A 25,168-nucleotide genomic window follows, 5' to 3' on the forward strand; every position below is an offset into this window, starting at 1 on the left:
TTCGTTCCCTCACAGAATAAATTCAAAGCCCCCGGGCGTAGGTGGGTGCCCCGGCGATGCGTTGCCCTGCAGCCGCTGCGCGGCGGCCATCAGCGCGGCCAATGCCTCTTTGGTGGTGGCTTGCGTATAGATCTCCTGGCTTTCGGGGGAGGCATGATGCATGAAGCGCCGAATGAGTGCGCGCTCGATGCCGGCGTTCGTCAAGCGTCGACCATAAGCGTGGCGATGACCGTGTGGCGTTGTGCCAAACGCTTTGGCCACGGTCAAGCCGATGCGCTCGCAGGCTGCTGCATGGGCCTTGTTGTACTGGGCGAGTGAATATGGTTTGCCCAGTGGGTCGCGGCGCAGATTGATAAATGCGAACGGATGGTTACGCGCGACGCGCGCAACCTGTTCGAGGTAGCGATACCACAGTCTCAGAAACAACTCGCCGTACTCGGGCAAAAACCAGTAGGCCCGCTTATAGAAGGCGGCATCGTGCGTGCCGCCTTTCCAGCCCGCCGCGCGCCTGTCCATCACTTCAGTACGCGGCACGAGGCCAAATTGCTCCGCGAGGTAAGCCGCACGATTTCCCTTCTTGGGTCGACCACATTCGTCACGCCAATCCGACGGCGCAGTGCCAAAGCTCGGGTGGTGAATGAGCACCATGGCCTGATTGGTGCTCTGCGGATTGGGAAACACATCGCTGATATAGAGGTGGAACGGTTCGGACTCACGGAAGCCCGCGCCATGCAGCAACAGCGTGATGAGCATGTTCCGGTAGTCGTACCGATTGCCGGCTTTGAATCCCTCGAACAGCAGTTCCGCGAAGCGCTCCTCAGGGAACGCTGGTGGCTCATCCATTTCGACTCTTGGCAGGCGTCTGTATCGCGCCCGATGTCCAGTGTATTCGGGGGTGGCGTTGACTGCCCACGTGTGCCCCAGAAACGCATGGTTGCGCCGATATTGGTAGGCCACCTCGTCGAGCATGCGGTCGTAGGCACCGCCGGCGTATCGAGGAATTACCGCGGCGGCAGATGGCCGTATGTCGCTAAGCCAGCAAAAGAAGTCGGTGAGCTGCGCCACAATATGTTGCGCGTCGTGGGGCGAACGCGGCGCCCAGCATAGCCAGCTCGGGTCCAGGTGGCTTTCAAGTTCAAAGGTACCCGTATAGAGCCGCTGCGCGAAGTTGAGGAATAGGCGATGGGGGTCGGTCTCTGCGGGGTTGCTTAGCAGATACTCAAGGAACATTCGTACCGACCGCACGACCTTCTTCATCCATTCGAGGCTTCGGTCATGGCTGCGGGCGAGCAGATAGTCAAGCAGTGGCTCCAGAGGTCCCGCAGGCGTCAGCAGGACCGGAAGCTCCCTATAAGCGCCGCTGGAATCCGTGTAGACCTTCGCTTTGACGGTCACGAACATGGGAGCGGTACCGCTACGCGTTCAACCGTCGTAGCAGCGCGATGGCGCTGCGGAAATCGAGACGGTGCAGGTACATTACCAAATCCACCGCGCCCCCACCGCCGCGGTTGGCACGGGTGTCGTAAAACTTTGGTCCGTCGGTAATCAGTTCATAATCTCGGCCACAGACATTGGCCTGCCAGCGCTCCGTGCCTTTTCCCTTGATGGGCACAAATGTAGCATCGCATTTAGAATGAATGGTCAGCAAAGGTATCAACAGATTGGCGGGCAGCTCTCGCCAGCGGCGTAACTCAGTTTCATCAACTCTCGGCACTTCGCCACCTCCGCCCAAGCTACTCGGCTTTCAAAGAAAGCCAGCTACTCGACACCGTCATTTCCGGATACTTAGCGTAACGACCGAAACATAGAATGTATAAATAGGATATAGCTTTATAAAACGCAAGGTAAAAACAGCCATTTTCGAGAGGTGTTTTCTAGTCAATTCGCCTATATCCGCCCCAACTATGTATCTCCAGCCGGGGGGAATATTCGCATTAATCCGCATTAAATTTGTCAACTGGTGTTCTAGACTTCGAATCCCGCGGCTAAGGCTTTGATCTCATGGAAGATTTTCCGCATCCTGCGAAGCCGGTGGCGCTCACCAGGCCGCGCGGAGCACATCGGCTGGAGGCGTTCAGTCTGAAGCTCAACCGACGGCTGACCTTGTACCAGCGTTGCACTTTCGACCAATGGATCATGATCGAGGTGGACGCGGCGGCCCGATTATTCTGCGAGCGACCCGGCTATGTACAGATCCAAGAGAAGCGATTGCTAGCTGACTTCTTGGTGTCCTATTCCGATCGAAAGGAGCTCGTACTGCTGCCGGGGTCGGCGACCGCTGACGCTATGTCGCACGACCTCACGTTCGAGGGTGATGGTGCCATCGATGTCAGGATCATCAGCCCGGCCGAACTTGCAGCATCCCGTATGTGGATCGACAACTGGAAGCGCATGCTGCCATGCCTCGTGGTAACGCGGGGCCTTCTGGAACAGTCCCTTCTGGATGCAGTGTTGAATTTCGTAGCCAACCCCAAGGCACTGTCTGTTATTGAGCGTGAGTTTTCTGGCGGCGATCCGATTCTCGCGCGCGCTGCAGTCTTTAAGCTCTTGTACGCGGGCCGCCTAACTGCTCCCGAGCTACGAGTGAACGCCTTGTCGCCAACGACCCTGTTTGTCGCCGAAGAGAGCCGGTTATGAATCGCCGCAAGCCTGAACTGCAGGCAATCGATCTCGCAACGTGGCCGGGTATTGCATGGACCGATCTGGATAACGAAGCGCGCAAGGTCATGAGGCAACGAATGCATGCACTTGAGCTTTTCGTGCAAGGCGAGCCAGTACACGCGATCGAGAAAGCGACCGGCGTGAATCGCCGGCAGCTGTATCGCTGGCTCGAGCGTGGCTTGTCGCTGCACTCCGACGGTTGCGTTTTTGGGTTCCGCGCTTTGCAGCCCCACTCAGGGGTTGCATCGTACGCTCGGCTGACGGGCGTCGTCGTGCAAGGGGAGCGAGGCAGCCGCGGGGCCGCAGAGGCATTCTCGCAGCTTCTCGAGCGATACCCCATGCTCGCAACGTGGCTGCGCCAGCAGGTCAAGCGGCGCCGCGTATCACTCGGGCAGGTTCACACCGACGGGCGACTGCACACCCGACTGCACGGCTTGCAGCCACTCCACGTCGCTTTTCTGCAGGAATGTCGTGCTGCTGGCCTGACGGTCGCAGATTACCCATTCAATACTCATGGGCGGGCAATCCGATCGCTTGGAGCACGTTTGAAGGCGGAGATGTTGCGCACATTTGCCGCAGGCGCACGAGCTGCGGGAGCATCGCATCTGAAGGGGTTGCCGTATCACGACAACGGGGCCAGCGTCCCGAGCGCGAAGCGTCCCTATCAGGTCGTGGAATTCGACGGCCATCGTCTGGACATCCGACTGAAGATCGTGGTGCGTGACCAGCTCGGTTTTGAGCACGAGTTTGAGATCGAGCGTGTCTGGCTACTGGCGATCATTGACGTCTGTACAAGAGCGGTTCTGGGTTATCACATCTCGCTTGGACGAGAGTACAGCCGATACGATGTGATCAAGACGATCGAGAACGCTTTAGAGCCGCACCGCACGCGATCCTTCACAATTGCAGGTCTGGCCTTTGACGCTCGCGACGGATTTCCCTCGCAGCGTTTGCCCGAGCTCGGGTACGTTACATGGGAGTGGATGAAGCTCGACAACGCGAAGGCTAACCTCGCAAACGAGTCGCTAGCGGCCATGTGCGAATTTGTCGGTTGCTGTGTCGATGCGGGGCCGAAGTACAGTCCGGACGAACGGCCCTATATTGAGCGGTTTTTTGGCACCATCGCCAGCAGGTTGTCTTCCCGACTACCCGGATACACCGGCTCGCATCCACGTGATTTGCGTCGTGCGCTGGCAGATCCGAAGGGGAATCTGCGCCTTTTTGTGTCGCTGGACGAACTCGAAGAACTGGTCGAGTACGCGATCGGAAGCTACCACGGCACACCGCACGCCGGACTGAACAACGTCACACCGCTGGAAGCAATCGAGTATTTCGTACGCGGCAGGCAGCAGTTGCTCAACTGGCTTCCCGAACATCATCGACGCACGCTCTGTCTGATGCAGTCGGCGGTGCGGTGCCGGGTACGTGCCTATCTCGACAAGGGTGTCAGGCCTCATATCAACCTGCACGGCGCTCGGTATACAAGCAATGTACTTGCATGCAGTACACATCTCATCGGGCAGCGCCTGCTTGTCTATATGAATGCGGACGATATGAGGAGTGTTCGCGCGTTTCTAGCCGACGGATCTGAACTCGGCGTCCTCGACGCGCAGGGAGCATGGCGTGTCATGCCGCACACCCTGACGCTACGCCGGAAGATCCTCAAAGAGAAAGCCAATCGGGGGTCGTTGGCGTCCGCGTCCGCAAATCCCATTGAAGACTATTTGAACGTCAAGCTGGCGCAGGCAAAGAAGAAACGTAAGGTCGCATCGGATTTGTCGCAGGCCGTGCGCATCCTGTCCGCCGCGCCTACTGTTCGGACGCCCGTCGGACCGCTGAAAGCCGCTTTATCTGCAGCGAAACGCGATACGGAATCTAAGCCTAACGGCGTTTCTGATCAAGGCCCACCGCCTGTATTGAGCACGCCGGTCCGTCCGCGCAAGCTTACGATCGGCACGGGCCAGGTCTATTAACCTTGTTCCACATGGGAGGCATCATGTCGCTCGAGATACCGCGTCCGGTCGATCCGTCACTGCATCCGTTGATGACGGGAAACTACAGGATTGCCACCCCAGCAATCGAGGAGTTTTACGAACTGGTCGCGCGATGTCTGCGCTACCGGGTCATGGGTGCGCTCATCTACGGGCCGTCGCGCATTGGCAAGACTCGGGCGATTGAATACGTGCGGCTGCTCATTGCACGCAACTATCCCAGGATGACGAGCTACCACGCGCAGTGCGAGCACAAGCCTCGACATGCGGAAGGGCCGTTCTTCGCAAACCTGCTGGAGGCAGTTGGAGACCCCGATCCTAACGCGGGTTCCAACACCTCCAAGCGGATGCGGCTGGCGTTGAGAATTCGGGAGGCAGCCGCCAGGGCGGGTAGTGGGGTAGTTCTATTGTTTTGCGATGAGGCTCAACGATATGACGACAACGAGTATGAATGGCTGCGCGACGTACATGACACACTCGACAGGCAGCAGATCAAGCTCTTCACATTCCTCGTCGGTCAGCAGGAGTTGCTCGCGCAGAAGACTGCGCTGCAGGTCGCGGGCAAGACCCAGATCGTCGCGCGTCTGATGGTCGAGGATCTCGCGTTCTACGGCATTCGCAACGCTCAGGATGTAGCGACGTGTCTCAATGGCTACGATCAGACCGCATATCCGGAGAGAAGTCACTGGAGCTTCACGCGCTTCTATGTCCCTCAGGCGTTTGATGCCGGTTACAGGCTGGTCAATGACGCCGGTAAACTATGGGAAGCTTTCGAGGCGGCTCACCATAAGGCCAGTCTCCCAGGTCAACTGGAGATCCCGATGATCAGGATAGTTAATTATGTTAGTGACCAATGCTTTGTTTGAACTATGCTTACGTCCAAGGGACCGCGGTTTTGCCGTTGAGTAGCAAAGTCTGTTTTACAGACGAGTAGCGGGGTGGGGTTTTCGGGAAGATGGAGGCAAAGAATGGTAGCGGCGCGAGGGCGAGCCGACGCTGTTGAACTGGAAAAATATCGGTCAGTGGACTGCGAGGTGCTGCTCCCCCTTCTGGTCGATCGCGTCAAAGCCGATGCAAGCTTCATTCCGATACATGACAGTCACACGCACCGCTGGCATCTACGCGTTGGCGACCGCGAATTTGAACTCCTAACCACCGGCCCGAAATGGTTCGATACACGACTCCAGCGAGGTGGCGGCGGCGGTATCGATCTTGCCATGCATTTACTGGCCCTAGACTTCAGGCAGGCAATCACAAAGCTTAGGCAAGTGCTTTGAGATACGTTCTGGCAAATGAGAAATTAGTCGTCGCAGGGCGGATCTGGAAGGGTTTTCCGCTGCTGCTCAATACGGGCGGCCACCCGATCGAACCCGCGCAGTCATTTCTCTGGGACTTGATCGCATCGAATGGCCGAGTGAGCAGCCCGAAGTCGTGGGAATCGTATGGTTGGGCGCTGTACGACTTCTTTGCCTTTGTTTTTGCTAACGGCCTGGACTGGCAGCAACCCGGCTCGCCCGGCATGCCGAGTGCACTTGAAGCGTATCGCGACTGGTCGAAGGGCACGGTCGGGCTGGCGAACACGACCATCAACAATCGGCTGCGTGTCGTTGTCCGTTTTTATCAATGGGCGTTGGAGAAGGGGCTCATTGACGGACTGCCCTTTGAGCTAGTCTCGATCCAGACATGTCGGCAGCCGGGTTTCCTGGCGCACGTCGATGCCACAAGCGGCAAGGTGAAGTCGCCCAGCATCCTCCTGAAACAGCAAGTGCAGTCCATCAAAATCCTGACCAAGGAACAGGTCAAGGTTTGCTATGAGGCCCTGCCGAACCTTACTCATCGGCTCATGTTCTCGCTGATGCTTCGTACGGGCTTGCGCCAGATTGAATGTCGGACCTGGCCGGAGAAGCCGGGGTACGTATTCGATCCCAGCCGCCGGAAAGATCTCCGCTCGAACCAAAAAATTCGGCTGAGTCTTGATCCGCGCGACATGGAAATCAAGAACAGCAAACCTCGCAGCATCGATATGCCCTATGAACTGATGGAGGAATTGGACACCTACAGTGTTCGCCACCGCCAGATGCGCGAGAGGAATCATCGCAATGGCGGGAAATTTCCCACCCTGTTTCTCACCGAGCACGGCGCGCCTTACACCAAAGCAGCGTTGACCGCCATCTTCGCGGTGCTTTCCAAGCGAGTGGGATTCCATGTGACTGCACACATGTTGCGACACACCTATGCCACGTTTTTGCTTTGGAGCCTGCGCAAGAGCACGACCTTCGAAGGAGAGCCGCTCTTGTACGTGCGCGACCGGATGGGTCATTCCGATGTCACTACCACGGCTACCTACCTACATCTCATTAACTCGCTAGAAGGCCACCTTGTGCTGGCCCATGAGGACGAGATTGATCAGCTGTTTGCAGGAGGGCGGCCGTGAAAACAAGCCGCAAAGGCCACGCAGCAGATTCTCTCGTGGTATCGATCAATCCCATTAGCGTGGAGAACGGCGGCGCCACCGTCTCGCTGCCAGCCAAAGACAATGCCACGTCACAACGCACACTCGACCTGTCTGTCTACCTTGGCCGCGGCATCGACGCCTGGGTGTGGGCGTGCACCACGCAGTTGCGGGCATTCCTCGCGGGCGGCGGCGCCACCCCGGCAACGGTGCGTGGCTATTGGTCCCTTGGCCTGGTCCATTTCTTCGACTTCTTGATCACCACGGCGGTGCCATGTCAGCCGGGGACGTTGGAGCGAAAGCATATCGCTGCATACATCGCATGGCTTGGGGACCACGCGGACTGGGCCTACACCACGCAGAAAAGCTTTTTTACCAGGACTAAAGCTGTGCTCGTCGGTCTCCAGCATCGCGACGTGGTGTCACGCCGCACGGAGCTGTTCCCGGCCAATCCATTCCCGCACAGCAATGCGCGACAGAAGGGAGCGACACCACTGTCGACCGGTGAGCGCACCCGGATGGCCATGGCACTGCGCGACGACATCATTGCCATTCACAAACAACAGTTCGGCGGCACGACCTCGGCGGCGCTGGTTGTGTACCTGCTGGCAATAGCTGTCCGTACCGGCGCCAACACCACCCCGCTCCTGGAAATGAAGCGGAATTGCCTAAAACCACATCCTTTTATGCCCAACATGATGTTGCTGGAAACCTTCAAGCGGCGCGGGAATGCAACCCAGCTCAAGAGCCTTCGCTTCTCCAAGGAGGAGGACCGCCCCCTGGCGGTCGCCATGGACGGCGTCGCCCTCGTGCGGAAGGTGTTGGCGATGACCCAGCCTCTCGCCGATGCTGCGCGCGACGACCTCAAAGATTTCGGCTGGCTGTATATCGGAGAAGGGTTTAGCGACAAATCGCGCCAGCTCACCAGATTGAGCGGTTGTGCGCTTTGTCTCGGCATCCAGGCCTTGATCGATCGACATCAACTCAAGGCGGACGATGGCGCGCCCCTACAGATCAATCCATCGCGTCTACGCAAAACCATGGAAGACCGCCTCTGGCAACTCAGTGGCGGAGACCTCATCGTCACTGCTGCGCTGATGGGCCACACACCACAGGTTGCGGACAATCATTACCTCGCCTGCACGCGCTCGATGCGCGAGGATGCAACCTTCGTCGGGGAGGCGCTGCCGGACATCTACCGCAACGGCGAGCACGGCGATGATAGTGGCAAGGAGATCCCCATCGCATCAATCACCACGACACGCGTTGGTGGGTGCAAGGACCCTTATTACGGCGACAAAGCCCCGTGCGACGGCACTCCCTGTGACGACTTCTTTGCCTGCTTCTCCTGCCGCAGCTATGCCATCGTCGGTGCACCGGACGACCTGCATCGGCTCTTCAGTTTCTACTGGTTTCTCGAACGGGAGAAAGATCACGCCCGAAGCAGCGACTGGCTCACGCAATTTCATCACACGATGCGCCTGATCGACGCCTTCACTGTGGACAATTTTGATACGGCGTTGGTGCAAGCTGCCAAAGAGCGCGCCCGCGTCGATCCACATATCTTCTGGAAATCGTATGTGATCGACCCGAATTTGACGGACCTCGAACATGACTAAAGCCAGCAGGCGCGCAGTCCCCAGACCGTATCTCCAGCGCGCAGCCGTGCGGGCGCTGACCAACGCCTACGGGCTGTTGATTGAGCAGCCCCTAAGTGTCGCCGGGCTCGATGAGACGACCCGTCGCAATGTCGTCATTTCGGCCGTCATCGATAGCGGACAAGAGCGGGTGCTTTCGCGCTACGGCGATTTGGTATGGGAAATGTGGCCCTTCGTGAGTACACCGAATACTCACGACAGCAACAAGCGCCTGAACTGGTCGCGCATCCCTGAACCGTTCCGCGAGGTGAGCAAGGCGATCGTGTTTCGATACTGGCGGGTGGGAACCGATGGCAGTACTCCGCCCGGCGTGGCGCGGCTGCAGCATTTCCTGGATCATCTCGCCGCGTTTCTCCGATATTTGGAAACAGTGGGTGTCGCCTCGTTCGCTGACGTCCATCCAATACACATCACCAACTACGTTCAAACCCAGAAGGATGGTGGCCATGTGAGGGGTACGCTAGCCAATAAATTCTGCGCCCTGGAAAGGCTCTACGCGTTCCGCGACCAGCATCCCGATGGGTTGCGTTTCCATCCATGGCCCAATTCGTCCGCCGGCGAGATGGCAGGACGCGTCGGGCAGTCAAGGAAGGACGGCGAAAAGGACAGCAAGACGCCCTTGATTCCCATAGCGGTGGCACAAGCCCTCTTCATTCATGCAGAAAAAATCCTCAAGAACGCCGACGGCATTTTGGACGAGCGGGATGCGGGCAGACGCTCGGCGTGGCGAGATGCGGAGGTCGCCGCGATCCGCAATGCCTGCTTCTACCTTCTCGGGGTGCTGACCGGTATGCGAAGCTCTGAACTATCTGGCATCGAAGTTGGTGCCGGGCGCACCGAGATCAGGAATGGCTATACCTTTCACTGGATCAAGTCGTTCGAACACAAGACGAAGAAAGGTGCCGTCGAATTTCTGATGCCGAGCATGGGCCACGAAATCCTGCGCGTGCTCGAACGCTGGTCCGAACCGCATCGAATAAGGCTGGCCGAACGGTTGCAGGAGTGGGAAGCGAATCAAGGGCAAAGGACGCACCGGCGCCTGCAACAGATCGCCGTCGCCCGCGCCAATCTCGGCAAGCTGTTTCTTGGAAAGAGTTGTCGCGGCATCGTGCCGGTGTCCGGCACCGGGTGGGGCGATGCGCTTCGAAAGTTTGCTGACGACGCTGGGATGAACTGGGCTCTGGCGCCGCACCAGATGCGGCGGCTATATGCCTATTCCTTCGCGCGGCATCGGCTAGGTGGCCTATTGTTCCTCAAGGAGCAGTTCAAGCACTCATCAATCAACATGACCCAGCTATACGCTGCCAACCCACGCCAGGACGCCGCCCTCTACGACGAAATTCTGGAGGAAACGCGGCAGCACAAGATTCGGACCATCGCCGGATGGTTGGAGGGCGAGGAACTGTTGGCCGGAGGGGCTGGCAAGAAAATCATGGCCTTGCGCGCGCAAGACTTTCCGGACCGGAAGGCGATGATCGAGGAAACATCCGACCGTATCACCATTCGCAGCACGAGTCATGCGTGGTGCCTGGCCCAGGATGCAGGCTGCGGCGGCTCCGGCATCTACGAGAAGGGGCGTTGCGGAACTTGCCGCAACGGAATCATTGATGGCCATTTCAAGCCCTTCTGGCAGGAGACCTACCGGCACCAAAGGGAACTGCTCGAAGAGGCCAAGAAGTTCGGCCCTGGCGACGTTAAGCGGGTCCAGCGAGATCTTGAAGAAGCGGCACGGGTGCTCAACGACTTGGGCGTTGGACTACCGGGGGAAGAGCCGAATGGCAGCGAAGCGAACGCCTAGCGCCGCAGCCGCGCCCGATGCGGTCAAACCGCCCCGCCGGCATGATCGCGAGCGAACGCTGACCGAGTTGCAACTGGCCTTGAGCCGTCTGCAACGCGCCAGCAAGAAAGTGTCGATTTCGGCGGTCGCCAAAGAAGCCAAAGTGACCCCAGCCCTGATCCATAACACCTATCCTGACTTCGCCGAACAGGTCCGCGTCCTGATCAATAAATCGACACGGGCACAGCGCGACAACAAGCACCAGGAATTGCAGTTACAACGTGCGACTACCACCTGTCATCGGCGTTCTGAAAGTCGTCAAAAATTGACGGCGTGAAAGTGTTTTTTCTTCCTGCATTTTCTTGCCCAAATTCATCTCTCTAGAACCTGGCTTTTCTTCGGTTCTTCGTCGCTTCTTCGTCGGTCTTTTCCTTGGCTGTGCTGATGACCCTGCCTGTTCTTCGCGCGCGCTGCGTGGGCTTAGCTCGCGCAGCGGCGCATGATCTGGCCCCAGGGAGGGGCCGGTCCATGACACGCCAAAGACAGCGTAAGTGCCTGGGTTGCGGGACGTTGTTCCGGCCGGATCCGCGCAATGTGCGGCACCAGCGGTATTGCTGCCAAGCCGCGTGCCGTCAGGCGAGCAAGGCGGCCAGTCAACGCCGGTGGCTTTCCCTACCTGAGAACCAGGACTACTTCCGCGGCGCGGAGAACGTCGTGCGAGTACAGCGCTGGCGTGGCGAGCATCCGGGGTACTGGCGGCATCCAGGCTCACCAGCGGCCGGTGCGTTACAAGATGACTGCCGCACGCAAGCCATTGAAATAAAAGAGGAATCCGCATTCTTAGTGGGCGAGGCGTTACAAGAGGCCTTATCGGCGCAACCGGCCGTGCTGATTGGGCTGATCGCCCATTTAACCGACAGTGCGTTACAAGAGGACATCGCGCGCAGCACCCGGCGACTGCTACAACTGGGAAAGGACATCTTGAGCGGGGGGCGCGAGCATGCCGATCAAGCGAGTCATCTGCCCTGAGCGGATGCGGCAGATTCCGGCGCACTTCAGCTGGGTCGATCACCGGCTGGTGCGCGAGCGGTATATCGAGCGCTGTGACGCGTGTGCCGCCGCGCTGTACCTGTTTCTGGTCACTGTCGCCGATGCCCAGGGCCTGAGCTATTACGCGGACACGTCGCTGGTGCATCGCCTGTCGATGGCGCCGGCGCGTCTGGAGATGGCCCGCAACGATCTGATCCGTATTGGCTTGATCGCCTGGCAAAGGCCGCTGTATCAGGTGCTGGCGCTGGATGCGCCGCCTCCTGAGTCGGCAGCGTCCCCGCGTGGCCACCCGGATGTGGCCACGCAGCTCGAGCGGCTGCACGCGGCGCTGGGCAAGCGCCATGCTTGACTATGAGGCGTACTGCAAGATCCGCGATTGCCATGATCGGCAGCACCTGACGATTACGCAAACGGCGCGCGCGCTCGGGCTGCATCCGCAAACCGTGACGAAATGGCTCAAGGCCGGTCAGTACCGGCCCCGCCAATCGCCCCCACGCGCCAGCCGACTTGATCCGTTCAAGGCGCAGGTGGTGCGTTGGCTTGACGGGCATCCGTACAGCGCGCAGCAGATCTTCCAGCGCTTGCGCGAAGTTGGCTTTGACGGTGGCTACACGATCGTGCGCGACTATGTGCACAAGGTTCGTCCGCCGCGGCGCCAGGCGTTCCTCAAGCTCGCCTTCGCCCCCGGCGAGTGCGCGCAAATCGACTGGGGCGAATACGGCTCGATTGGCGTCGGCTCGACTCGGCGGCGACTGTCGTTCTTCGTCATGGTGTTGTGCTACAGCCGCCTGATGTATGTGGAATTCACCGTGTCGCAGACGATGGAGCACTTCCTTGCGTGCCATGAGCACGCGTTCGCAGCCATCCATGGTTGCCCGAGGAAGGTGATGGTGGACAATCTGAAGTCCGCCGTGCTGCAACGCCTGGCGGGCGAGGCGCCAGTGTTCAATCCGCGCTACCTCGATGCGGCGCGGCACTGGGGTTTCGACATCGTTGCCTGCAACGTCGGCAAGGGCAACGAGAAAGGCCGGGTGGAAAACGGTGTTGGTTACGTCAAAAAAAATCTCCTCAACGGGCTCGAGCTATCCGAGTTCAGCGCGATCAACCCTGCGGCCCGACTCTGGCTCGACACCATCGCCAATGTGCGCATACACGGTGAGACGCATCAGCGACCCGCCGATCTGTTCGCCGCCGAACAAGCCCATCTGAAACCGCTCAATCCATTACCCTACGACGTTGCACGCATCGTGACGGTACGTGCGTCCAAGCAGTTTCGCGTGGCGTTGGACACCAACCATTATTCCGTGCCGGCACAGTACGCAAGCGAGCGCGTGACGCTCAAAGCCTATCCCGAGCGGGTCTGCATTTACCACGACAACTTGCTGATCGCCCGACATGCCCGCAGCTACGATCGCCGCCAGGACATCGAGGACCCCGAGCATCCGAAGGCACTCCTCGCACAACGCCGCAATGCTCGCGAACAGCGGTTGATGCTGCGCTTCCTGAGTCTGGGCCCTCACGCTCAGGCCTATTACGAAGGGCTCGAGCAACGGCGTGCCAATGCGCGGCAGCACATGCGCAAGATCGTCGCGCTGAGCGAGATCTACGGCATCGAGGCCCTCGCGCGCGCCTTGCAGGATGGGCTCTCGTTCCACGCCTTCAGTTGCGAGTACATCGCCAACATCCTCGAGATGAAAGCACGCGATTTGCCTGAACCCGGCGCGCTGCACCTGATCCGCCATCAGGATTTGCTGGACATCGAACTCGCGCAACCGGATCTCTCACGCTACGGACCGGAGCAGCCCCATGACGACGAAAGCTCAACGTAACACCACAATCGCGCACCCGAGCGAACTCGCCATCGATCCGTTGCGCACGCAGCTCACGGGACTACATCTGGGCTACGTGCTGCAACATTACGAGGCGTTGGCCACCGAGGCGGCGGCGCAGCACTGGTCGCATGTCGACTATTTAGCGAACCTGATCGAAGGTGAAGCGCATCAACGCGAGGATCGCAGTATTGCTCGGCGGGTCGCGCTCGCCCGTTTCCCGGTGCTCAAGACGCTCGATCAATTCGAATGGAATTGGCCCAGCAAGATCAATCGGCTGCAGATCCAGAATCTGTTTCGCCTGAACTTCATCGAAGAGCGAGCCAACGTGATCTTCCTCGGTGGCGTCGGGCTCGGCAAGAGCCATTTGAGTATCGCGCTCGGACATACCGCCTGTCTGCGCGGCTACTCTGTACTCTTCGCCACCGCGGTCGATATCATCAACTCGGTGAACGCCGCATACGCGCATGGCGGGCTCAAGCGTGAACTGCGCCGCTACGTCAAACCGCGCGTGCTCATCGTCGATGAGCTGGGATATTTACCCATCGATAAACAGGGTGCCGACGCGCTGTTCCAGATCATCAGTCAGCGGTACGAGCATGGCGCAACAATCCTCAGTTCAAATCGAGCGTTTAAGCACTGGGCCGAGATCTTCAACCACGACAGCACGCTGACCTCCGCGTTGCTCGATCGCGTCCTCCATCATGCCGAGACCGTCGTCATCGAAGGCAAAAGCTATCGCATGAAAGACCAGAGTGATCCTGAACCCACCACTTGATCATCTCGCCATGGTGAGTTTCAAACCGTCCGTTTTACTTGAAATTGACGCCGCCGCTGACACCACCCGGCTCTACAAGGTTATCGCCGATCAAACTAAGGAAATTGTTGACCTGGCATCGGTCAATGAAGCGCTGAGAACGGAAATCCGGGTACTCAAAGGCATCGTCGAGGGCAAGGTGCTGACTGCTCCGTTCGGGCGGAAGAACGAGTAAAGGTCGTCGTGAGCAGGGTTCAAAAGTGCGCGAAAATTGTTAGTCGAAAATTATCCTGCGCATTCACTCACTCACGCGCAACTAACTGTTAGTACGAATCTGATCCGATGGAATCATTCGCACGCGCTGTCGAGATTGTGCTTAAGGATAGCGAACTTAGAGATGCTCGGGGGTACGGTCCAGAAACCGTGCTGTGGCAGCACGCGGTCAGGCACTGCGGTTATGTCCAGTCACGCCATGCTACCGGACGCGTGCTCGCTTCAGCGGCGTAGAGCAATGACCCTGACGGAACCCCGATTTCCTATCCTGACGCTGGAAGAAGGCAGTTTGACGCCATCGCTGGGATATCTGTTCGACAGGAAGTGGCTTTACCCGTATGAGTCGCTGATTTCGATCCTGTGGAAATTCGAGAAAGCCAATGCGCTATCGGGAAACGTCGTAGCGCGGCTGTTGGGCCCGGACGTCGACCCCTATGAAGGGCTCGTGCCGCGTCTGGGTGTCATCGATATTGATCGGCTGCGTGCGAACCTGCAGGTATCCAGGAGGTCTCTGCGAACGGCATTGATACAGGATGAGGTTCGACCGCGATGGAGCACGTCGTTCCGCTACTGTCGACTGTGTCTTGGTTATGGCTACCAAAGCATCCTCCATCAGTTCGAGAGTCTGAATGTTTGCCCCGCACATCACTGTGCTGTGGAGTCGGCATGTCGCCGCTGCGGCCACGAGATACCGTATCGAATTAACGTCCAACTTCTTGAGGCGCAATATCGCTGCGCCAACTGTCTTGCATCGTACCCGAATGTTTACTGGACGCCTTCCCGAGCGCGACCGATGAAGCCAGGACACTGCAAGGCGTTTACGCGTCGGTACATGGATCGCCGGCGAGGGTGATTCCGCTGTATCCACGGCGCTTCTGGCTGTTTTCTAATGTGGATCGCGGTGGCTAGTACCCGGCAGCATCGCGCATTTGCCGTCGGTTGATACCGTCACCACTTGCAGCGATTGACACTTTTAATGCGTTACACGTAAATCAATGATTTTGAACGGTATTTTGGCGCCACTTACGCGGATTGACGTTTTTAATTCGGAATCAGTGACAGTATTATTTTGGTCTACGAGCACCGAGCGCGCGGTTGGAGCCAAGGCCACCATCCAGCTCGATCGGTAGAGACAACTGCTCAAGCGGCACGAGAGAGCAGTCGGACATGCGAAGGGGCTCAAGAGACGACATATTGACGAAGGCGTAGTCCATGCACACAATCAGTCATTTTAGTTGACATTATAGTCATAATGTCTAAATTAACTTCTTTGTATCAAGATAATTGACGTTATACGTTATATTATCAACATATTTATTCTCCGGAATCGCCCGCCATGGATGCCTCACTCGTCCCGGAAGCGCAACTGCACGCGGAAATCGACCAATTGCGGACGCAGTTTCCGCGCACGCAGGAGCTGTATCGCGAGGTCTGCGTGCTGCTGTTTTTTAGGCACGGCATCACGCCCACGGCCAACCGGCTCTATCAACTGGTGAAGAAGGGCAGCATGAACGCGCCCGCCGAGGCGCTGACGCGCTTTTGGGCCACTCTTCGTGAAAAGTCCCGGGTGCGCATCGAGCATCCCGACCTGCCGGCGGAACTGCAGTCCGCGACCGGCGAACTCGCGGCCGCGCTCTGGACGCGGGCGATCGATATGGCGCAGGACCAACTGGCCGCCGCGCAGCTCGAGGCGCAACGATCCGTCGCGGACGCGCAGGCCCGGCAGACTCAGGCTGAGGCCGAACGCGACCAGTTGCGGCAGGAACTGACGGGCAGTGCGGCCGCGCTGGACGGAGCGCAGACCCGCGCCACGGAACTGGACCAGGCGCTGGCCATCTCTGCCGCCGCTGCATCCGCGTTGCAGGACCAGCTGGGCCTTGCGCAACAGGGCGAGCAGCAGTTGCAGTGGGCACTGGAAACCGCCCGACATGACTTCGCTTCTGAACTGGACAAGCTACGTGCCGACGGCACGCTGGCGCAAGAGCGGCTCAAAGCCGCCGAAACCCGAGCGCTGCTGGAAATCGACCACGAGCGGCAAGCGGCCGCACGGTTGCGAAAGGAACTGGACGCGGCTAGCCGTAAAGCGGAGCAGGGCGTGGGCCGGCATCAACAGGAGGTGCAGAAGCTGCATGGGCAACTCGGTGATCTGCGTCAGCAGGTCGGTGTGCTGGAGGGTAATCTGGATGCGCTGCGCACCGCGAACGCGCGTTATATCGATGAAGCGGCGCAGGCGCGTGAGCAGCGAGACCAGCTGGCGCTATCACTGACGAATGCCACCGCAAAGCAGAAGGTGCCGAAGACAAAGCAGACCGCCGGCGTGCGCACAAGCAATTCGCCGGTGCGCAAATCGTCGCGCACGAAAAAGCTTTGATTTTTCCTCGCCGTAACTAGTTTTCGGGCCCGATGAGGCCTCCTAGTCAACGCGCTTGGCGAACAAACTCGGGACACGTGAACCGCGGTTCGCGTACCTGCTCGCCGCGCATGCTCGCGGTGGATGTTGCACCCGGCTGAGAATGCGTGGTCTGCGTCTGGGGACATTCGCGTGCTTCTCGCCTTGCGTCGGTTGCGGGCTGACCTCTCGCAGGCTGGTGCGTTGTTAGGAAATAGTAAGATGTGCAGTAACCGTGTTCAAAACTTGCCGCGTCACAAGCCTGCTCTGAACGCCGGTTTGAGTCGCTAGCCGGCTTTAGAACTACCGCTTTCAGGCCTGATAACTCCAGTTATCAGATGGCGCGATTTTTATGCCAGGCCGAAAACGCCATGCTTTCGCCGGCAAAAAACGCAGGCGGTGGCGAGGGGGCAGGGGAGGCGCGGCCGAAGCGGTTGGCGTCGCCACGTCTCCATCGATGGCTCGACGCGAGCGTGCGAGGAGGGCGCAGTGCGCGGGCGCGTGGTTGACAACCCAGCAACGGTCCGTCTACTCTACGGGCTGGCCACCCGTCAGGGTCGCCACGGTGCTGTTCCGGAGCTGTCGCCGGCTCGAATCAGACGCTGCCTCGTGCGGCGAAATCTCTCGCCAAGCTTCCCTCCCAAGGGTGGTCTGTGCGTAATCGGCGAACCAGACCAGTAACTTGGGGAGCGGACATGAAGTCCTCCAATCTGAAGTCCATCGTGGACACGCAACTTTGCGCGTTCAGCCAGTCCATCGCCGACCTTTTTCCGATCCGTCACGGGCACTTGATCGAAGCGGTCTCAGCCGGCTACGACACGCGTACGTATGCCGCCCTACGAAACCGCCACGAACAGCAGCCGCTCGATCCATTGAGCTTTGATCGCCAGGCATGCATCGACCGGTTGGCGGAGTTGACCGATCCGGCAACCGCGGCGGCGGTCGACGTCCTCTTCGGTGGGGCCCGTTTGACGATCGGGGTCGCGCGGCGTGCCGTCCAACCTGAACGGTTTCTCGATCTCGCATATGACCTGGACGCCGAGCTTTCCGGCGTCGGCCAGGATGTGACCCGGCGGACGCGGACCTTCGATCTACCGGAGCAGATTTTCGCAAGCGGCAACGAGCCGTACCGCATCGACTCGGCGCACACGCACCGTGCGCGAGTGGCCTCGCCGGCACGCAGCCGTGACGGGCGCTTGTTGACGGCCCAGCTCGTCGACGACCAGTGGCGCGGCGCACTCTACATCTACGACGCGCAACTCCAAAACGACGATCGCCGCTGCAAAGCCTGGGTCAAGGCGAATCTCGCGCGCGCCATCCTGCTCGCAGTCGCGCCGGATCTGCGTTGCGACGTGTTCCGTCCATTCGGGTACAACGACGGTGTGTGGCGCGTGCGGCTGGTTGCGAACAGCCGCGTGCAGGCTTTCTGGGGCGGCTCGCCGTTCGTATTCAGGTTGCCCGACCGCCCGTTCCATCGGGTAGATTCGGAAAAGGCCAACTGGGCGGATCTCGGCAACGGCAAGCTCATCGACGGGGTGTGGCTCGGCGACGTCTACCCGAACGGCAGCGACGGCCTGAAGAATCCGCTGTCCGCGGACGACGTCAGGACAGCCTTTCTGAGTAGCGCGCGCGCAACCCTGGCTCGGGCGAAGTTCGCCGCCTAAGCTGGGGTTCGGGGAGCAATAGGAGCAGCCAACCGGCTTAAGCAGCCAACCTCGTCATGGTCGCAGCAACGTGGACAGTAGATCCTGCCCATAGCGCATAAAGAGATGCCGGTCGAAGAATCGAAACCGGTGGTTCTCGGCGTAGACTTACCATCCATTCCACAGTTGAACGAAGCCGCTCAGGAAGGCGTTGCAGTCTTTCGTATTCCAAGACACGTCGGGCGTGTCGTCGAGCAATCTGTACTGTCGATTGGCGCACAGAAAGGTTGAGCGGTCCGCTTGGAGCAGCCAGTTGATGCACTTGACCACCGAGTCGTCATACGTGTTTCCGAATCGATCCACCGGAACGTTGTACAACAGGCCCTCAAGGTAGTACGAAGGTGCCTGGCCTCGTTCCAAGACCCCTTGCTCACACATTTTTTGTCGGGCGTTCTTGAAGATGCGGATGATGTGCTTCATCCACTCGTTCGTTTGCTGGTTCTTCGCCGCAAGGTTCTCCCGATGCAGTTTCGGGTAGTTCACGATTTTGGTGCCATCTGATTTGAAAAAGCAGATGCCGGTCACTTGCTCGTCATTCCCGATTGCCGTGAATCGGCGGTATTTCTTGTGCTGGACGGCGATCAACACGTCGGCCTTCCGCCGGTTGTGAAACGGTTGGATCGCGATGGCCTTGGTGCCGGGCACGGCGTCATCGCGGAAGCGTTCAATCAACACCTCCATCACATGAGCGCGAAAGGCCTTCGCTGTGTATGCCGCGGCGGGATGAACGGCAGAGAATGCGGCCTTCTCCGGCTCGGAAAGCGGAATGATGTCGTAATAAAAAACTGATTCGAGCATGATGACGACATCGACATCGCTTTCCTTAAGTATGTTAGTGTCGTTGCGGTATGACCCCTGCAGAAAAATCTTGTAGTTCATTTCCTTGTATCCAGCCCCGCTGCTTTCCAGCGCTAGCTTGATCGTCGCGTAAGTGTCCTTGGAGGTAACTTGCGCTCCGATCTGGGCCCATTGCGTCAACTGGTCTTCTGGGATGGCCATCTGTTGTTTCCCCTACATCAGTAGTTTCTTGAGTTCGTCTTCGTGTTTGCTGAACGACTGACCGCCGCGCTGGTATAGGACGTTCAATTTTTTTGGATCGTGTTCCATGAGATCAGTCGCCATGTCCGGGGTGCTATACGTGTCGTTGATGCGCACCATTGGCACGTCTTTGAACAGAAGCTTGGCGAGTGTCTCCATGGAGTGAGTGTTGATGTCTAGGGTTTTCTGCAACAGTCGAACGAGAAAGAACTTCGATATCAACCACTTGTGCCAGTACCTCGGAGGTTCGGGGTAGACGCCCACGCCAATGCTCACAACCCGGAGTTGTTCGCGGGACATCTTGAGCGCCATTACCGCATCGGCTATCGCGTAGAGCGTGGGGTTGTTTGCGCAGTAGCCGCCGTCTAGGAGTTCGATCTCACTGCCATCCGACGTAGTGATTATCTTTCGGTTGAAGAAGGGATAGGCGGAGCACGACGCCACCACCGCGTCCGCGATGGTGCAACCGAATCCGGGCTGGAACGTGGCATGCATCCCATGCGCCTGTGCCACGCTCGCCTTGAAGATCATTGGTCGTTCTTCGCGCCACCGCGAAGCGACGACACCAATACCTGTTTGAACCGCTTCGAACTTCTGATCGCCGAAAACATCAACAGCGAGCTTTTCAAGGGCTCTGGTGCGAGATCCGCTGAAGCGCAAACCCATGATCTGCGGGACGTGCGTGCGGTAGAGCGCATGAATCTCATCAACCGTTTTGCCCAGGGCCAGGAGTGCCGCGATGATGGCCCCGGTGCTGGTCCCAAAGATCAAGTCGAACTGTTCACTCAGCGGCTTGCCTCCGAGCAAAGCTTCGAGCTGTTTCAGGATGCCGATACTGTAGAAGCCCTTTGCCCCACCGCCATCCAGAGCGAGGATGCGGCACGTTTGAGGCTGCGGTTGTTCGTCCATATAGGTCCTATCCGTTTCAGGATGCGACAGTCGTCCACGTAAAGACGAGGCGTTCTGCGTACAGCACACACTTCCAGTTCGCTCATCTTCCAATACCGCATCCAACGGGTGAAGTGGCAACCCCGTTGCAGAACTACGACCGCATCGTGCCGCCGTTCTCTTCGACGGCAGCCCGGACGAGGTCCCGAACCCCCCGCATGAACTCCAGGGCAGGGCCCGAATTCACAGTGCCCGGAATGGGCGCCGCCAGTTCATAGATGCCCCGAATATCGACGGCGCGGCGGGCGGCTGACCCTTTGCCCTTGTGCTCCATTCCGCGACGCCAGTCGGCAAGATGCTTATCGACCAGACGATGCAGGGCCAGTCCGTGCAGTCCGCTGAAAACCACCTGTCGAATTGGCGCGATTGCCTGCTGGGCCTCGTCGTCATCGACAGGCGGCCGCGTCCAAGCGACCGGGTTGTCGAGGAAGTTGGCCACCTCTTCGGTGATGCGGCCGACCAGATCGGCGACAGGCCGCAGGGAGTCGTACTCGACGCTGGATTCATTCGAGATCTGACGGTTGAGCGCCTTGATCCGGCTCCAGTGTTCCGCCGGCAGCGTGGCGCCGACCACCAGACCGAGGCGGGCCGCCCATGCTTTCTGGAAGCTGTCGGCCGCGCGCTGCACGGCGAAGCCCAGGCCTGAGGGGTCGTAGGTGGGCTGCGCGTCGGGAATTGGCGGCGGCTCGACGGACCTTTCAACAAAGGCGATCAAGGCTTTCAATTGGGCGCGGACGCCTGCAGGCAACCCATTGAGGGGGCCATCGAGCGCACCGAGCATAAAACACTGATCGTCGATCGTACGTTCCATGGCGGCCACGATGGGCCCGTTTAGGACCTCCTTCAGCTTCGACAGGTAGTTGTGAACCGACGCCAGGACGTGAGTTCGCTTGTAGGCATAGCTCGGCAGGTTCAGTCCCTTAACCTGGTCGAAGTGCGTGAAGGCGATGAGCAGCTTGCTGTAGTTGCCGCTCGATGCGACCGCGCGCAGCACAGACTGCGCCGCCGCCTGCACCGGCTGCTCGGCGTTGTCGACAAGAAGGATCGCATCCACGTCAGAAAAGCGCCGGGTGATATGCGTGGTCACGCTGGTAGATGAATCGGGCGTGTGACCGAGGCCCTGGCCGTCGAGTAGCACGAGCTTGGCCTGGTGGTCGGTAAAAACCGGGAACAACGGCCCGATGACGCGGATGCCATCGACCAGTGGCGTCAGCAGCTTACCGAAGGAGGGGGCAAAGTTGCTCGAAAACCAGCGCACCTGGCGCAGGAACTCCGTGCGATCGTCAGTCTCGTAAGCCCACATGAGCGGCCACTTCGAGCTGCTGCTGCGATGCGTCAGTTCGCCACTGTCGAGCAGGTCGAAGCGGTGTAGGGCATCGTCTATCACGTCATGGACGATTTCATGGAAGCCCTCGTCCGCGAACAGCTCGCCTTGGAAGATTTCCAGCGCGGCTTCGCGGTCTTCGACCGAAGCGGAGTAGGGATCGGGTAACAGCTCTTTGGCGACCACTTCGCCCTTCGCCTTGGCCAGCACGGTGATGCGCGCGACATAGCCTTCGAGCTTGGCCTGCAGTTTTTCGGCATCCGCCGTGGAGATAGCCTCATCGCTGGTTGCCGCAGCGGCGGCGGCCTGATCGGGCTCGCCGAAATCCCAGTCGTCGGTAGCTTGTTCGGCGGGTTTGTCTTTCTTCCAGGAGCCCAACAGGTAGCTGAGGCGGAAGCGCTGGTCTGGGTGGTGCAGGAAGCGATCAGCGATCTTGTCTTCTGGCAGGCGCTCCCAGACAGCGGAGCAGGCGTTGACAACACAGTCCTCGATGTTGGCCTGGATTACCGTCTCGGAAAAAAATGTGACGACAGCCCTGTAGTCGCCTGCGGCGGGGATCACCTCGATGTCGGACACCGTTGTTTTGGCCGTCGAGGTCGACGGGAAACGGTCCTGGTCGGGGTCCGAGCCGATCAGGTGGCGCAGCAGCGATGTTTTGCCTGCGCCGGTGGTACCCACGAAAAGCGCCTTGGCGTAGCCATCCGCCTTGCCAGGCATAGAAATGACGCCGTTGCGGATCTCGTAGGAGTCACGCACGCCAGCCTGGATGCTGTCGTAGAAGGCGTCGACGATGCGCTTGTCGAAGGCCTGCAAGGCGTCCTGATAGCGGGCGATGGTCCACCAAGCCTCGTCCTTAAGCAGCGCGTTCATCTGCGCGACCAGTTCTTCGCCCGTGGTCTTGTCGTCGGTGCCGAGGCCGCGGCGCATTTTCAGGCCGGGCTTTCCCTTTGAGTCGAGCCGGCAGGGGTGTCGAAAACTGATGTTGTAGCCCGGGCGACCGGGGGTCGTCGCCAGAGAAGCTGTGTAAGCCATCGATCCATCCTTGTTGTTCCGTGTTGTGGCAAACGAATTTAGCCGCGTTAATTTGATGAGTCAAGAGATTTTTGGAACATCGTGGAACAACATCGGCATCCTTTGTGGGAGGTCGGCATCCAGCGCAAGCCTGAGTGCATCCCCGTGATGCTCAATCTCAGATTTACTGTGCAGTAAATAATGCAATTTTGGCAAATATTCGATAGAATAGCGATATTCACTGTTCAGTAAAGCAGGTCTTCCAAAGCCAAGATGCATACCTCAAGTACGACCGAACGATCACTTATCGAACAGCTTCTCGAAACTCTTCGAGCGCTGCCGGACGTGCGCGCTGAGCTAGATTGTAGGGAGGCGGTCGGCTTGGACGGTGACAGGCGTCATGACGCTCGGATCACCCTCCATATCGCAGACAAGTCATTCGTTTTGCTGATTGTGGCAAAAAAGACCGCCTATCCTAGGGATGTACGTCAGGTCTTATGGCAGCTCAAAGACTTTGGTCCCACGAGGCAGGCAGGCATAGGCGGGGACAAACCCATGTTGCTGTTGGTCGCGGAGTTCATATCTCCGGGGGGCAAAGAGTTGCTCAGGACTGAGCGGGTAGGGTATTACGACAGCGGTGGCAGTCTATTTCTATCCGCCCATGGCGCATATCTCTACATCGACAGGCCACCGCCGAAGGCCCTGTCCAAGTCTGTGCGGGCGTTGTTTTCCGGGCGCAGCGCACAGGTGTTGCATACGCTGCTGGTTCACCATCAGGAGTGGTTCGGCGGAAAGGAACTCGCTGAACGAGCGCAGGTGTCACCTGCAACCGCCTCGCAGATATTGACGGAACTGGAGCGCTTCGACTGGTTGGCCTCGCGCGGACAAGGTCCTAGCAAGGAACGACACCTCAAGGAGCCGGCCGCGTTGTTGGATGCCTGGGTGAAGCAGCTCCCGTCGATCCGCCCCGCGACACTACAGCGTTATTACGTGCCCGCAATGACGGCGGGCAACCTGCTTGAGCACGTCGGCCAAGTCTTTACCGCCCACAATGTCGAGTACGCAATCAGCCATGAAGCTGCAGCGCAGCGCTACGCTCCGTTTCTCTCAAGCGTTTCCCAGGTCCGCTGTCGGCTGTTGGCCGGCCCTGTCGCTAGCGCTGCTATTGGCGAACTCGGCGCACGCGTCGTCAGCGAAGGGGCAAACCTGGCGATCATCGAAGCGAAATCACCGGGTGAGCTGCTGCTTCGTGAGTGTGTTGGCGGCATCTGGCTTGCCAGCCCGATTCAGGTCTACCTTGATCTGCTGCGCGGCGAAGGTCGCGCCAAGGAAATGGCAGAGCACCTACGCAGAGAGAGGATCGGATTTTGATGGCCAAGCCTGCAACGTTTGACGGCTACAGCGACCAATACACACTCGATTGCGAGCGTGTCCTTGTGACGCTGCTGCGTGGGTTGGGGCCCTGGAAGGACTCGGTCTACCTGGTTGGCGGCCTCACGCCACGCTATCTGGTGCCGGCACGACCACCCGTTGTTCCCGCGCATGCGGGCACACTCGATGTGGACGTTGTCATCGACCTGCAGATCTTGGCGGACACCGACGCGTATCACACGCTGGAGGACAATTTCAAAAAAATGGGCTTTGAGCGCGCCGAAAACGACAAGCATCAAAAGCTCTCGTGGCGCTGGCAAGCCCGCACTGAACACGGTGCGCTCATGGTGCTCGAACTGCTCGCCGATGCACCCGATATCGCCGGCGGCAAGGTTCAGGCGCTGCCCACCGAGGGCACGATTTCAGCGCTGAACATCCCGCATTCGTCCATCGTTTTCGACCTTCACCAAGTAACGGAGATCCAGGCCGAACTTCTGGGCGATAACGGCATCGCGACCGAGAAGGTCAAGCATGCCAATCTCGTCAGTTTTACCTGCCTGAAGGCTTTTGCTTTCGATCAGCGCAACGAACGCAAGGATGCCCACGATCTCATCTATTGCATCGAACATGCACCCGAGGGCCTCGTTGCTGTTGCGGAAAGTTTTCGTATTGAGCGCGATGGCAAGCATGGTGCCGTGATTCAGTCGGCGCTGTCGATTCTGCGCAATCGCTTCTCGCACGACGACAAGATCGAGGGTTATCGCAAGGACGGCCCAGTGTCGGTGGCAAGGTTCGAAATCGGCGAAGGCGATGAACTCGAGCAGCGCGAGGCGAGGGCGCTGCGGCAGCGTCAAGCGAGCGATATCATCGATCAACTTCTTGGTCGCGTTGGTTGATGTTCGCCAAAAACTACGATCTGACGATCGAATGAAGAAT

General features: G+C 59.0%; 22 protein-coding genes. 17 read left to right on the forward strand and 5 right to left on the reverse strand.

The window, feature by feature from the left end:
* Positions 1 to 9 precede the first annotated feature (9 nt).
* Positions 10 to 1,401 carry a gamma-mobile-trio recombinase GmtY gene (gene gmtY / locus SBC1_RS39020; RefSeq protein WP_165989486.1) on the reverse strand — a complete coding sequence of 464 codons (1,392 nt, stop codon included), beginning with the start codon at positions 1,399 to 1,401 and terminating at the stop codon, positions 10 to 12.
* Between the two features lie 13 nt (positions 1,402 to 1,414).
* Positions 1,415 to 1,714 (reverse strand): hypothetical protein, encoded by a 300-nt coding sequence (locus tag SBC1_RS39025; RefSeq protein ID WP_165989488.1) that lies wholly within the window; start codon positions 1,712 to 1,714, stop codon positions 1,415 to 1,417.
* A gap of 287 nt (positions 1,715 to 2,001) precedes the next feature.
* Between SBC1_RS39025 and SBC1_RS39030 the strand changes: the two genes are divergently transcribed.
* The 15 genes from SBC1_RS39030 (at position 2,002) to SBC1_RS39100 (ending at position 18,501) form a co-directional block, all read left to right on the forward strand.
* Entirely contained in the window at positions 2,002 to 2,637 is a 636-nt protein-coding gene (locus tag SBC1_RS39030; RefSeq protein ID WP_165989490.1) for a hypothetical protein, read from the forward strand.
* Complete coding sequence (locus tag SBC1_RS39035) at positions 2,634 to 4,634, forward strand: helix-turn-helix domain-containing protein (RefSeq protein ID WP_165989492.1); 2,001 nt, start codon at positions 2,634 to 2,636, stop codon at positions 4,632 to 4,634. Before SBC1_RS39030 ends, SBC1_RS39035 begins: the two co-directional genes overlap by 4 nt.
* A 23-nt stretch (positions 4,635 to 4,657) precedes the next feature.
* Positions 4,658 to 5,518, forward strand: a complete 861-nt coding sequence (locus tag SBC1_RS39040) for an ATP-binding protein (RefSeq protein ID WP_165989494.1) — start codon at positions 4,658 to 4,660, stop codon at positions 5,516 to 5,518.
* 407 nt (positions 5,519 to 5,925) lie between these two features.
* On the forward strand, positions 5,926 to 7,086 hold the full coding sequence (locus SBC1_RS39045) for a site-specific integrase (RefSeq protein ID WP_165989496.1): 1,161 nt from the start codon (positions 5,926 to 5,928) through the stop codon (positions 7,084 to 7,086).
* Positions 7,083 to 8,723, forward strand: a complete 1,641-nt coding sequence (locus tag SBC1_RS39050; protein WP_165989498.1) for a hypothetical protein — start codon at positions 7,083 to 7,085, stop codon at positions 8,721 to 8,723. Before SBC1_RS39045 ends, SBC1_RS39050 begins: the two co-directional genes overlap by 4 nt.
* Positions 8,716 to 10,560 (forward strand): tyrosine-type recombinase/integrase, encoded by a 1,845-nt coding sequence (locus SBC1_RS39055; RefSeq protein WP_165989500.1) that lies wholly within the window; start codon positions 8,716 to 8,718, stop codon positions 10,558 to 10,560. The genes SBC1_RS39050 and SBC1_RS39055 overlap by 8 nt, the downstream gene beginning before the upstream one ends.
* Positions 10,538 to 10,876: a hypothetical protein gene (locus tag SBC1_RS39060; protein ID WP_165989502.1), complete on the forward strand. Its 339-nt coding sequence runs from the start codon at positions 10,538 to 10,540 to the stop codon at positions 10,874 to 10,876. Before SBC1_RS39055 ends, SBC1_RS39060 begins: the two co-directional genes overlap by 23 nt.
* Before the next feature lie 191 nt (positions 10,877 to 11,067).
* Positions 11,068 to 11,568 (forward strand): hypothetical protein, encoded by a 501-nt coding sequence (locus SBC1_RS39065; protein WP_165097078.1) that lies wholly within the window; start codon positions 11,068 to 11,070, stop codon positions 11,566 to 11,568.
* Positions 11,540 to 11,938, forward strand: a complete 399-nt coding sequence (locus tag SBC1_RS39070; protein ID WP_147408238.1) for a hypothetical protein — start codon at positions 11,540 to 11,542, stop codon at positions 11,936 to 11,938. Before SBC1_RS39065 ends, SBC1_RS39070 begins: the two co-directional genes overlap by 29 nt.
* Positions 11,931 to 13,418 carry an IS21 family transposase gene (istA, locus tag SBC1_RS39075; RefSeq protein WP_165097075.1) on the forward strand — a complete coding sequence of 496 codons (1,488 nt, stop codon included), beginning with the start codon at positions 11,931 to 11,933 and terminating at the stop codon, positions 13,416 to 13,418. The genes SBC1_RS39070 and istA overlap by 8 nt, the downstream gene beginning before the upstream one ends.
* Entirely contained in the window at positions 13,396 to 14,196 is an 801-nt protein-coding gene (gene istB, locus SBC1_RS39080) for an IS21-like element helper ATPase IstB (RefSeq protein WP_165097072.1), read from the forward strand. The genes istA and istB overlap by 23 nt, the downstream gene beginning before the upstream one ends.
* Complete coding sequence (locus SBC1_RS39085) at positions 14,174 to 14,410, forward strand: hypothetical protein (protein ID WP_165989503.1); 237 nt, start codon at positions 14,174 to 14,176, stop codon at positions 14,408 to 14,410. The genes istB and SBC1_RS39085 overlap by 23 nt, the downstream gene beginning before the upstream one ends.
* A gap of 276 nt (positions 14,411 to 14,686) precedes the next feature.
* Positions 14,687 to 15,301 carry a TniQ family protein gene (locus SBC1_RS39090; RefSeq protein WP_243830335.1) on the forward strand — a complete coding sequence of 205 codons (615 nt, stop codon included), beginning with the start codon at positions 14,687 to 14,689 and terminating at the stop codon, positions 15,299 to 15,301.
* 483 nt (positions 15,302 to 15,784) lie between these two features.
* Positions 15,785 to 16,819: a DNA-binding protein gene (locus SBC1_RS39095; RefSeq protein ID WP_165989507.1), complete on the forward strand. Its 1,035-nt coding sequence runs from the start codon at positions 15,785 to 15,787 to the stop codon at positions 16,817 to 16,819.
* A 713-nt stretch (positions 16,820 to 17,532) separates the two neighbouring features.
* On the forward strand, positions 17,533 to 18,501 hold the full coding sequence (locus tag SBC1_RS39100; protein WP_165989509.1) for a hypothetical protein: 969 nt from the start codon (positions 17,533 to 17,535) through the stop codon (positions 18,499 to 18,501).
* Positions 18,502 to 18,648: 147 nt separating this feature from the next.
* Here SBC1_RS39100 and SBC1_RS39105 read toward each other — a convergent pair whose 3' ends face one another.
* The 3 genes from SBC1_RS39105 to SBC1_RS39115 form a co-directional block, all read right to left on the reverse strand.
* On the reverse strand, positions 18,649 to 19,539 hold the full coding sequence (locus SBC1_RS39105) for a nucleotidyltransferase (protein WP_165989511.1): 891 nt from the start codon (positions 19,537 to 19,539) through the stop codon (positions 18,649 to 18,651).
* Between the two features lie 12 nt (positions 19,540 to 19,551).
* A complete protein-coding gene (locus SBC1_RS39110) occupies positions 19,552 to 20,487 on the reverse strand; it encodes a patatin-like phospholipase family protein (RefSeq protein ID WP_165989513.1) in 936 nt (311 codons plus the stop codon).
* Between the two features lie 133 nt (positions 20,488 to 20,620).
* On the reverse strand, positions 20,621 to 22,882 hold the full coding sequence (locus tag SBC1_RS39115) for a hypothetical protein (RefSeq protein WP_165989515.1): 2,262 nt from the start codon (positions 22,880 to 22,882) through the stop codon (positions 20,621 to 20,623).
* 534 nt (positions 22,883 to 23,416) lie between these two features.
* Here SBC1_RS39115 and SBC1_RS39120 point away from each other — a divergent pair.
* Both SBC1_RS39120 and SBC1_RS39125 read left to right on the forward strand, forming a co-directional pair.
* On the forward strand, positions 23,417 to 24,232 hold the full coding sequence (locus tag SBC1_RS39120) for a hypothetical protein (RefSeq protein ID WP_371826774.1): 816 nt from the start codon (positions 23,417 to 23,419) through the stop codon (positions 24,230 to 24,232).
* Positions 24,232 to 25,128, forward strand: coding sequence for an antitoxin (locus SBC1_RS39125; RefSeq protein ID WP_165989518.1), 897 nt, complete (start codon positions 24,232 to 24,234; stop codon positions 25,126 to 25,128). Before SBC1_RS39120 ends, SBC1_RS39125 begins: the two co-directional genes overlap by 1 nt.
* Positions 25,129 to 25,168: the final 40 nt, after the last annotated feature.

Source organism: Caballeronia sp. SBC1 (genome assembly GCF_011493005.1).
Taxonomy (GTDB): domain Bacteria; phylum Pseudomonadota; class Gammaproteobacteria; order Burkholderiales; family Burkholderiaceae; genus Caballeronia.

Bases quoted from the DNA above. Each gene is read 5' to 3' on its own strand.
- gmtY (WP_165989486.1), bottom strand. From the start codon at position 1,401: ATGTTCGTGACCGTCAAAGCGAAGGTCTACACGGATTCCAGCGGCGCT.
- SBC1_RS39030 (WP_165989490.1), top strand. From the start codon at position 2,002: ATGGAAGATTTTCCGCATCCTGCGAAGCCGGTGGCGCTCACCAGGCCG.
- SBC1_RS39035 (WP_165989492.1), top strand. From the start codon at position 2,634: ATGAATCGCCGCAAGCCTGAACTGCAGGCAATCGATCTCGCAACGTGG.
- SBC1_RS39040 (WP_165989494.1), top strand. From the start codon at position 4,658: ATGTCGCTCGAGATACCGCGTCCGGTCGATCCGTCACTGCATCCGTTG.
- SBC1_RS39055 (WP_165989500.1), top strand. From the start codon at position 8,716: ATGACTAAAGCCAGCAGGCGCGCAGTCCCCAGACCGTATCTCCAGCGC.
- SBC1_RS39060 (WP_165989502.1), top strand. From the start codon at position 10,538: ATGGCAGCGAAGCGAACGCCTAGCGCCGCAGCCGCGCCCGATGCGGTC.
- SBC1_RS39065 (WP_165097078.1), top strand. From the start codon at position 11,068: ATGACACGCCAAAGACAGCGTAAGTGCCTGGGTTGCGGGACGTTGTTC.
- SBC1_RS39070 (WP_147408238.1), top strand. From the start codon at position 11,540: ATGCCGATCAAGCGAGTCATCTGCCCTGAGCGGATGCGGCAGATTCCG.
- istA (WP_165097075.1), top strand. From the start codon at position 11,931: ATGCTTGACTATGAGGCGTACTGCAAGATCCGCGATTGCCATGATCGG.
- istB (WP_165097072.1), top strand. From the start codon at position 13,396: ATGACGACGAAAGCTCAACGTAACACCACAATCGCGCACCCGAGCGAA.
- SBC1_RS39090 (WP_243830335.1), top strand. From the start codon at position 14,687: ATGACCCTGACGGAACCCCGATTTCCTATCCTGACGCTGGAAGAAGGC.
- SBC1_RS39095 (WP_165989507.1), top strand. From the start codon at position 15,785: ATGGATGCCTCACTCGTCCCGGAAGCGCAACTGCACGCGGAAATCGAC.
- SBC1_RS39100 (WP_165989509.1), top strand. From the start codon at position 17,533: ATGAAGTCCTCCAATCTGAAGTCCATCGTGGACACGCAACTTTGCGCG.
- SBC1_RS39105 (WP_165989511.1), bottom strand. From the start codon at position 19,539: ATGGCCATCCCAGAAGACCAGTTGACGCAATGGGCCCAGATCGGAGCG.
- SBC1_RS39110 (WP_165989513.1), bottom strand. From the start codon at position 20,487: ATGGACGAACAACCGCAGCCTCAAACGTGCCGCATCCTCGCTCTGGAT.
- SBC1_RS39115 (WP_165989515.1), bottom strand. From the start codon at position 22,882: ATGGCTTACACAGCTTCTCTGGCGACGACCCCCGGTCGCCCGGGCTAC.
- SBC1_RS39120 (WP_371826774.1), top strand. From the start codon at position 23,417: ATGTTGCTGTTGGTCGCGGAGTTCATATCTCCGGGGGGCAAAGAGTTG.
- SBC1_RS39125 (WP_165989518.1), top strand. From the start codon at position 24,232: ATGGCCAAGCCTGCAACGTTTGACGGCTACAGCGACCAATACACACTC.